This window comes from Butyrivibrio sp. (assembly GCF_024699075.1).
This window is the reverse complement of the sequence record NZ_JAILQF010000186.1, coordinates 1-8,403: the sequence shown is the minus strand read 5'-3', so window position 1 is coordinate 8,403 and position 8,403 is coordinate 1. Positions and strand designations below refer to the sequence as shown.

At 40.0% G+C, this 8,403-nt stretch carries 7 protein-coding genes; all 7 read left to right on the top strand.

Annotated elements, in window-relative coordinates:
• Nucleotides 1–1,221 (top strand): amidophosphoribosyltransferase (gene purF, locus K6G87_RS07315; protein ID WP_296835428.1); only part of this gene is annotated, 1,221 nt, incomplete at its 5' end.
• A gap of 272 nt (nucleotides 1,222–1,493) precedes the next feature.
• A complete protein-coding gene (locus K6G87_RS07310; protein ID WP_296835426.1) occupies nucleotides 1,494–2,567 on the top strand; it encodes a 6-phosphofructokinase in 1,074 nt (357 codons plus the stop codon).
• Between the two features lie 228 nt (nucleotides 2,568–2,795).
• Nucleotides 2,796–4,571, top strand: coding sequence for a DNA polymerase III subunit gamma/tau (gene dnaX, locus K6G87_RS07305; RefSeq protein WP_296835424.1), 1,776 nt, complete (start codon nucleotides 2,796–2,798; stop codon nucleotides 4,569–4,571).
• 182 nt (nucleotides 4,572–4,753) lie between these two features.
• Nucleotides 4,754–5,107 (top strand): YbaB/EbfC family nucleoid-associated protein, encoded by a 354-nt coding sequence (locus tag K6G87_RS07300; protein WP_296835422.1) that lies wholly within the window; start codon nucleotides 4,754–4,756, stop codon nucleotides 5,105–5,107.
• On the top strand, nucleotides 5,107–5,706 hold the full coding sequence (gene recR / locus K6G87_RS07295; protein WP_296835420.1) for a recombination mediator RecR: 600 nt from the start codon (nucleotides 5,107–5,109) through the stop codon (nucleotides 5,704–5,706). The genes K6G87_RS07300 and recR overlap by 1 nt, the downstream gene beginning before the upstream one ends.
• A gap of 91 nt (nucleotides 5,707–5,797) precedes the next feature.
• On the top strand, nucleotides 5,798–6,865 hold the full coding sequence (locus K6G87_RS07290) for an aldose epimerase family protein (protein WP_296835418.1): 1,068 nt from the start codon (nucleotides 5,798–5,800) through the stop codon (nucleotides 6,863–6,865).
• 12 nt (nucleotides 6,866–6,877) lie between these two features.
• Entirely contained in the window at nucleotides 6,878–8,116 is a 1,239-nt protein-coding gene (locus K6G87_RS07285) for a DUF5711 family protein (RefSeq protein WP_296835417.1), read from the top strand.
• Nucleotides 8,117–8,403 lie beyond the last annotated feature (287 nt).

Here is an 8,403-nt window from a genome sequence, read left to right as displayed (position 1 = left end):
TTTACAGGAGAGGATATAGAGAAGCTTGTTGGTAACATAGGCGTAGGACATGTAAGATATTCTACAGCTGGTTCCTCTGTAAGAGAGAATGCACAGCCCCTTGTACTTAATTATGTGAAGGGAACTCTTGCGCTTGCCCATAACGGCAATCTTACCAATGCGCCGGAACTTAGGCAGGAGCTTGCTTATACAGGTGCAATCTTCCAGACTACGATCGATTCAGAGCTTATAGCTTATCTTATTGCAAGGCAGAGGCTTAAAACAGGTAGCGTAGAAGAGGCGGTTGCCCTTGCCATGCCACAGATAAAGGGAGCATACAGTCTTGTAATAATGTCTCCACGTAAGCTTATAGGCGCAAGAGATCCGCATGGCTTCAGGCCTCTTGTCCTTGGCAAAAGAGATAATGCATATATCTTCGCATCAGAGACCTGTGCTCTTGATACTATTGATGCCGAATATATAAGAGACGTAGAGCCGGGCGAAATTGTTACTATAACACAGGATGGTCAGATCCTTTCCAATAAAACAAGATGTATTCCGGAAAAAGAGCATGGACACTGCATCTTTGAATATATCTATTTTGCAAGACCTGACTCTGTATTAGATGGTCAGAGCGTATACGATGCAAGAATAAGAGCAGGAAGGTTCCTGTATAAGGATGATCCTATAGATGCTGATATCGTAGCTGGCGTACCTGAATCAGGTAATGTTGCGGCTCTTGGCTATTCTATGGAGTCCGGAATACCTTACGGTCAGGTATTTGTAAAGAACTCTTATATAGGAAGAACCTTTATTAAGCCTGGTCAGAAGAACCGTGAAAGCAGTGTTAAGGTCAAGCTCAATGCACTAAATCATGCTGTTGATGGCAAGAGAGTTGTAATTATAGATGACTCTATCGTAAGAGGTACAACCTCTGACAGGATCATTAAAATGCTGCGTGATGCTGGTGCCAAAGAGGTTCATATGAGAATATCATCACCTCCGTTTTTATGGCCATGCTATTTTGGTACAGACATACCTGCAAGAGACCAGCTCATTGCTTATAACAGAAGTATAGAAGATATAAGAAAGATAATAGGAGCAGATTCTCTTGGATATTTAAATCTTAACAGGCTTAAAGAGCTCGTTGATAACAAGATGTCTATCTGCGAAGGATGCTTTACGGGCAAATATCCTGAAGAGCCTCCAACAGACGATATCCGAGGCGAATTCGAGGCATAAGTTTATGTGCTATAAGTATATGCGTGAAAATATATACTTATAGCGCTTTTTTATTATTATCAGTATTTTTTAGGTCTTGCCTGAAAATCTTTTATCTTAAGAATAAGGTCAGTTCCAAAAAAGATATTATAATAAACTCAAACTTCGTACATAATAATCAAATTGCAAGGAAAGCTGCACCTTTTATCTAATAAGAAACTAAATTCTGTGAAGACCTGCGAATATATGTTAGAATTATTGACAGTGATTAAAAAGTTATGGGAGGAGATTGTATGCTTAGAATAGGAATGCTGACAAGCGGCGGCGACTGCCAGGCATTAAATGCCGCTATGAGGGGTGTAGTTAAGTGCCTTGATGCAAGCGGAACTGAAATGGAAATTTATGGATTCCTTAATGGCTATAAGGGGCTCATAAATAGTGATTTTAAGATGCTTACACCGCGTGATTTCTCCGGACTTCTTACAAGAGGCGGAACAATTCTTGGTTCGTCAAGAGTTCCTTTTAAGACAATACATGAGCCTGATGAGGAGGGCAAAGATAAGGTTGCATCCATGAAGCAGACCTATTACAAGCTTCAGCTTGATGTACTTGTAGTCCTTGGCGGCAATGGTTCTCAAAAGACAGCAAACCTTCTAAGAGAAGAAGGTCTTAATATAATATCCCTTCCTAAAACAATAGATAACGATCTCTGGGGCACTGATATGACCTTTGGATTCCAAAGCGCAGTTGATGTTGCAACTAATGCTATTGACTGTATCCATACAACAGCCGATTCTCATGGCCGTGTATTTATAGTAGAAGTCATGGGACATAAGGTTGGATGGCTTACTCTTAATGCAGGAATTGCAGGTGGTGCTGATATCATTCTTATTCCTGAGATCCCATATGACATAAATAAGGTTATAGAAGCAATTGAGAAGCGTGCTGAGAATGGTTCAAGATTTACCATTCTTGCCGTTGCAGAAGGAGCTATTTCCAAGGAAGATTCAAAGCTTACCAAGAAAGAATACAAGAAGAAGCTTTCTAATTATGCGTTCCCTTCAGTATCTTATGAGATAGCAGATCAGATCCAGAAAAAGACAGGCAGAGAAGTAAGGGTTACTGTTCCCGGACATATGCAAAGGGGCGGTGTGCCTGATCCTTATGACAGAGTATTTGCAAGTCGTGTAGGAGTAGAGGCAGGACAGCTTATCCTTAAAAAAGAATATGGATATATGATAGCTTATAAGAATCGTGAGATGGTCAAGGTTCCTCTTAAGGAAATAGCAGGAAAGTTAAAGACTCTTCCTAAGGATGCAAGTATCATAAAAGAAGCTAAGATGCTTGGAGTATGCTTTGGAGACTGATTTTACCGATATTAGACTTCACTATTTTGGGGGCGCCACCAAAGGTATCAGTTCTGCTTTGCCGTGAAGAATATCTAATGCTTGTGTGATATAATGACATTTGGGATAAAAGATCCAAATATCATGGCTTATATATTTTATAACGAGCAAAAAGCGAAGCGTTTGCGAGTTTAACATGTTTTTAGAAATTTTCAATCTGCATAATTAAAAATGAAAAGGGTATATTAAATGCCATACGTAGCTTTATATAGAAAGTTCCGACCTCCGACATTTGAAGATGTCAAAGGTCAGGATCATATAGTAACAACTCTTAAAAATCAGATTAAATCAGATCGTGTAGGTCACGCATATCTTTTTTGCGGAACACGTGGAACAGGTAAGACTTCTGTTGCCAAGATCTTAGCACGCGCGGTCAACTGTGAGCATCCTGTTGATGGTAATCCATGCGGTGAGTGCGAGACCTGTAAGGCAATAGCCGAGGGCAGATGTGTTGATGTAGTAGAGATTGATGCTGCATCCAATAATGGTGTCGACAATATAAGAACTATTATCGATGAAGTTTCCTATTCTCCTACTATGGGCAAAAAGAAAGTGTATATCATAGATGAGGTTCATATGTTGTCAACCGGAGCTTTTAATGCGCTTCTAAAGACACTTGAAGAGCCTCCGGAATATGTACTTTTCATACTTGCTACTACAGAAGTTCAGAAGATACCGATTACTATTTTATCAAGGTGTCAGAGATATGACTTTCATCGTATAACTATAGATACTATCGAAGACAGGCTTAAGGAAGTTACTGACTCGGAAGGTATCAAGGCGCAGGAGAAGGCGCTTAGATATATAGCAAGGGCGGCAGATGGTTCAATGAGAGATTCGCTGAGTCTCCTTGATCAGTGCGTCGCGTTTAACTACGGCGAAGAGCTTACCTATGACAAAGTTCTTGGAGTTTTGGGAGCAGTTGATACAGCTGTCTTTGGCCAGATGTTTGAGGCTCTTAAAAATGCTGATGCTAAGACTGCACTTAACATACTTGCAGATGTAGTCATTCAGGGAAGAGAACTTTCACAGTTTATAGCTGATTTTGTATGGTATCTGAGGAATCTCATGCTTGTATCATCTTCTGATAATGTTGAGGATGTTGTAGATATCTCGACAGATAACCTCAAGGTTATCAAAGAGCAGGCTGAAAGTTCGGATATCGATACGATAATGCGCTTTATCAGTGTGTTTTCAGAGCTTGAAGCCAATTTGCGATTTGCAGCTCAAAAGCGTATTCTGATTGAGATGGCGCTTATAAGGATATGTCGTCCTCAGATGGAAGGTGTATCTGATGAAGGACTTGCCCAGCGTGTAAGAGTACTTGAGAATAAGGCAAGGGAATCTGCTGATATTATTCAGAAGATTAAAAGCGGACAGATTGCCGTATCAAATTCTGCACAAGCAATAAGTTCGCCGGCCAAGCCTGTTGTAGCCAAAAAGCTGGACAGACCGGTGCCTGAAGATATAGATGTTGTTGTAAGAGGCTTTGATCGTTTTCTTGGCGGTATGAAGGATGCAGCACTTAGAAATGCCATTCATCTTGACAGACCAAGGCTTTCACTTGGCGCTGACAACTCTCTTCAGATGGTATTTAGTAAGCAGACGACCTGCAGCTTTGTTGAGACTCAGAAGGCAACTCTTGAACAGGAGATTGCAGACGTTTTTGAAAAGGATATAAAGATAGATATAAGAGCACTTGCTCAGGGCGAGCAGTTCGAGCAGTCTTATATAGACCTTGAAACAATTCAGTCTGCTATTCAGTTTGACGTAGTTACAGAAGACGAAGTCAAGATACCTGAAGAGCAGGGTGATAAAGTCAGGGAAGCATCTAATGATACGGAACCTTCTTTGGGAGAGGTGACTGACACAGTTAATGCATCTGATAATGATGACCTTCAGGATATGAGTCCTTTGGATGATGGCAATTCATTTGAAGAAAAAGATGAGCCTGAAGAAAGCTGATTCTGAGGAAAACTAAATCAAATTCAGATAAGTAAGGGACAAACCTTGCATGGTTAAGATATAATGATGTAGGCGTCAAAAGTTTCTTTTGCCCCTTTTATCATATGATAAACAGATAATTAGTACATAGAAATTTTTTCATATGTCTTTTTATAAAAAGGATTTTACGGAGGTATTTATTTATGAGTAAGCGTGGAGGATTTCAGGGAGGAATTCCCGGAAACATGAATAATCTGATGAAGCAGGCACAGCGTATGCAGCGTCAGATGGAAGAGAACCAGAAAGAACTTGAGACCAAAGAGTTCACAGCAAAAGCAGGAGGCGGAGCAGTAGAAGCTACTGTTACAGGTTCTAAGGAGCTTAAGGCTATTAAGATTTCTCCTGAAGCTGTTGATCCTGAAGATGTAGAGATGCTCCAGGACCTTATTGTTGCTGCTGTTAATGAAGCAATGGGCGAAGCTGATAAGGCTAACGCAGAGGCTCTTGGCAAGATGACTGGCGGACTCGGCGGACTTGGCGGAGGATTTGGATTCTAATGGATCTGTATAGTGGCCATGTCAACAAGCTTATAGAAGAGCTTGCTTCCCTTCCGGGAATAGGCGGAAAGTCTGCGCAAAGGCTTGCATTTTATATTATAAACATGCCCAAAGACCGTGTTGCCAGGCTTTCTGGTGCCATTAATGATGCAAGAGAGAACGTTCACTACTGTAAGAAGTGTTGCACACTTACAGATGGGGATCTGTGCCCTATATGTTCCAATGATCAAAGGGATCAGTCTACTATAATGGTAGTTGAGAACTCTAGGGATCTTGCAGCATATGAACGAACAGGCAAGTATAATGGTCTTTATCATGTGCTTCAGGGAGTCATATCACCAATGCTTGGTGTTGGCCCTTCAGATATAAGACTCAAAGAGCTTATACAGCGCCTTCAGACGGAGGATATAAATGAAGTGATCCTCGCAACAGGGTCAAGTCTTGAAGGCGAGACGACAGCTATGTATGTTAGTAAACTGGTGAAGCCCACAGGTATAAAGGTTACACGTATTGCAAGCGGAGTACCTGTCGGAGGGGATCTGGAATATATTGACGAGGTGACGCTACTGCGTGCACTTGAGGGAAGGACAGAGATTTGAAGATTTAATATTTTCAAATGGCGGGTCAGTGAATGAGATTACACTGATTTCAAACAATTATTCTCTACTTAAGTCAGGAAATGAGGTTAATATGAGCGTAAAAAGAGAATTTGTTGGGGAAACAAAAAAGGGACAGGCTGTATATCTTTTCCATATTACTAATAAAAATGATATGGAAGTTACTGTTCTTAATTATGGTATCAACATCCAAAATGTCTTTGTAAAAGACAACAAGGGTAACAGATGCGATGTTGTTCTTGGATTTGATGATCTTGAAGGTTATACAGATAACAAGCCAACACTTGGATCAACTATAGGACCATCAGCTAACCGCGTTGAAGGCGGTAAGTACATTATTAATGGAAAAGAGTATCATCTTCCTCTTAACGAAAATGGTGTGAATAATCTTCATACAGATGGAGATATGGGATTCCACAAGACAGTATGGGACAGTGAAGAAGATGACAATCTTGTGAGATTTACATATAAGGCAGCTGACGGTGAGCTTGGTTTTCCGGGAAACCGTGTATTTACAGTAGAAGTTTCACTTTCAGATGATAATGAGCTTAAACTTCATTATCATGCAGACAGCGATGCAGATACTCTTATAAATATTACTAATCATACATATTTTAATCTTGGTGGAAGCGGAAGTGGTAATATTCTTGGGCATGTGCTTCAGCTCAATTCTCATTTCTTTACACCTGTTAAGGACAAGAATTCAATTCCTACAGGTGAAAAGCGTGAAACATCCGGTACTCCACTTGATTTCACAATACCAAAGACAATAGGTCAGGACATAGCTTCTGATTATGATCAGATCACATTTGTAAATGGATATGATCACAATTTCATAATTGATGGTGCTGTTGACGAAGATGGAAATGTAAATGGAGATATGAGAGAGTTTGCCATAGTTACTAATCCTGCTACAGGAATTACAATGCATGCTTCTACAGATCTTCCTGGATTCCAGTTCTATTCAGCTAACTTTCTTAAGGGTCTGGTTGGAAAGAATGGATATGAGTACAATGAGCATGACGGACTTTGCCTTGAAACACAGACATATCCTAATTCTATAAATACTCCGTCATTCCCAAGCCCTGTTTACGGACCTGATCGTCCATATGACGCAGTAACAGTTTATAAATTTTGCTGAGGTGGAGGACTGATGGCTGAAGTCAGAAACTTTAGAGATTACAGCAGAAATAACCGAAATACAGATGCACCGGATGAAGATACCGGTGCATCTTTTTCCAGAGAGCCTTCTTATCAGGAGAAGATAAGAAATCACAAGCTGATAGTTTTTTACAGGACGCTCTTTTTACTAATAGCGGCTGTGGCAATAATATCATTTATATATGTGAATTGGCATAACAAGGTTTATACCGAGTCGCGCGTTTTGAGCACCACATCTTTGACGGGAATGTCCGGAGTTACTGTTCTTCCTCTTGGTCAGAACATAATCAGATACAGTAAAGATGGTATTAACTGTATGTCAGCGGATGGAAGAGCTCTTTGGAATATGACCTATGATATGCAGGCGCCTGTAGTGAGGGTCTGTAATGAGACAGTTGCTGTAGGTGATTACAATGGTAATACCATATATGTAGCTAATTCTCAGGGAACGCTGGGAAGTTTCGGAACGAATCTTCCTATCAGGGATTTTTGCGTTTCATCCCAGGGAGTCGTTGCAGTAATACTTGATGATGATGACATAACAAGGATCAAACTTTTTGATACTTCAGGTAAGGAACTTGCAGCTATAAAGGCTACAATGTCCAATAGCGGATATCCAACAAGTATGTCGATATCTCCTAATGGAGAACTCCTTGCAGTATGTTATCTGAAAGAGTCAGGCGGAAGCATTCAGACGGGTGTTACATTTTTTAACTTTGGTGCTGTAGGACAGAATGCAACTGACAATATGGTCAGTTCGTTCAAATATGAAGACACTATCATTCCTTTTGATGTATTCATGAACTCTGGAACCAACCTGGCTGTTTCGGATAAGAGCGTCATTTTCTATAAAGGTGAAGATGTTCCTAATGATCCTATAGTTAATGATATGGGTGAAACTGAGATCATGAGTGTGTATAACAGTGACACTTATGCAGGAATAATCAGTGCAGGAACAGCTGAAGAGGGAGCCTACAAGCTTACTGTTTATAATACTTCAGGTAAGGATGTTCTTGATATGTATTTCGATCTGGCTTATACGGATATGTTCTTTTCGGATGACCAGTTTGTACTCTATAACGACAAAGAGTGGCAGCTTTATGGAGTAGATGGAACACTGCGTTTTGAAGGGGAATTTGATGATAGCATAAGGGCGATAATCCCAGGCTCAAGCAGAAGCAAGTTTACGATCGTGACTTCTGATTCAATAGATCAGATAGAGCTAAGATAGAGCTTCAGACAAATTTATATGATGATCAACCGTTTTGTGACTATGGCATTATTATGTCAAAAAATCCTTCGTAGTTCGATGGAAACTTGATATAGGCCAGTCATGAAGCGGTTTTGTTTTTATTAAAATAATATACAATTGGTATATTATGCAATGAATATATATGAAAATAATGAGGAAATATGCAGTATTGTCTTATCAAAACATTGACATTGTAACGAAATTGCGATAAACTCGAAAACGTAAGATTTATAGTTCCAACAGATTCACTGTTAATCATTTTTCCA

What these genes read in the sequence shown, in the direction of transcription:
- dnaX (WP_296835424.1), top strand. Translation starts at nt 2,796, where the DNA reads ATGCCATACGTAGCTTTATATAGAAAGTTCCGACCTCCGACATTTGAA.
- recR (WP_296835420.1), top strand. Translation starts at nt 5,107, where the DNA reads ATGGATCTGTATAGTGGCCATGTCAACAAGCTTATAGAAGAGCTTGCT.
- K6G87_RS07285 (WP_296835417.1), top strand. Translation starts at nt 6,878, where the DNA reads ATGGCTGAAGTCAGAAACTTTAGAGATTACAGCAGAAATAACCGAAAT.
- K6G87_RS07310 (WP_296835426.1), top strand. Translation starts at nt 1,494, where the DNA reads ATGCTTAGAATAGGAATGCTGACAAGCGGCGGCGACTGCCAGGCATTA.
- K6G87_RS07290 (WP_296835418.1), top strand. Translation starts at nt 5,798, where the DNA reads ATGAGCGTAAAAAGAGAATTTGTTGGGGAAACAAAAAAGGGACAGGCT.
- K6G87_RS07300 (WP_296835422.1), top strand. Translation starts at nt 4,754, where the DNA reads ATGAGTAAGCGTGGAGGATTTCAGGGAGGAATTCCCGGAAACATGAAT.